This window comes from Rhizobium sp. RHZ02, assembly GCF_014851575.1.
Taxonomy (GTDB): domain Bacteria; phylum Pseudomonadota; class Alphaproteobacteria; order Rhizobiales; family Rhizobiaceae; genus Rhizobium; species Rhizobium altiplani.
Genome location: NZ_JACUZX010000077.1, coordinates 1 through 851 on the forward strand (window position 1 = coordinate 1; position 851 = coordinate 851).

General features: G+C 54.9%; 2 tRNA genes. Both read left to right on the plus strand.

What is annotated here, in order from left to right:
* Positions 1–274 precede the first annotated feature (274 nt).
* Positions 275–351, plus strand: a tRNA-Ile gene (locus tag IB244_RS31560).
* Positions 352–444: 93 nt separating this feature from the next.
* Positions 445–520, plus strand: a tRNA-Ala gene (locus IB244_RS31565).
* Positions 521–851: the final 331 nt, after the last annotated feature.

Consider the following 851-nt stretch of genomic DNA (forward strand, 5'->3'; position numbering starts at 1 on the left):
AGCCGTAGGGGAACCTGCGGCTGGATCACCTCCTTTCTAAGGAAGCTGTGGAATTGGTAAGACGCCCTCCGACAAGTCTTCGACTTGTCTAGGGGATGAACCTTCCCGTGCTTTTTAGAACATAGATCGGATCAGTCAGATCACGATCGCAACGTAATACGCCGCAGAGACTTCGGTCCTGACGGTATGGCGAGCTTTCGCCGTCCACGTTTCTCTTTCTTCATGAAGACAAAAAACCGCGCTTGTCCGGCTTGTGCTGGACCGGTTCCCGAATGGGCCCGTAGCTCAGTTGGTTAGAGCACACGCTTGATAAGCGTGGGGTCGGAAGTTCAAGTCTTCCCGGGCCCACCATTTGCATTTGCGAATGATGGACTGGGAATTGATTGGAATGGCTGGCGCGGATTGTTGCCGAACCTGGATTAATCTCCGGGTGATCGAGCTGGAGGGGCTGTAGCTCAGCTGGGAGAGCACCTGCTTTGCAAGCAGGGGGTCAGCGGTTCGATCCCGCTCAGCTCCACCAAATCGATTGGTGTCGAGACTGACGGCAGCAACGTAGCGCAAGGCGCGTCGCCAATCATTTGGCGCCCCCGCGGAGCGCCTGCGGCGCGTGAGCGATAAAGTGTCTTCTGGAGAAAAACAAAGTTTGCATCGGCTTTAAGTCAGATGCCTGTTCTGCATATATCGTGAAGAGAAGATTGATCTGGAGGCTTCCAGGTGTTTTGCCCAATCCCATGGATTGCGCGAGATGTCCGAGCCCAGTTCTGTTGAAACCAAGGATGGCTTAGTCGGCCGGATCTGGTGGAGGGACTGGAGGTAGGAAGGAAGCCTGTCGTCAGGATTGCCCATTGTTC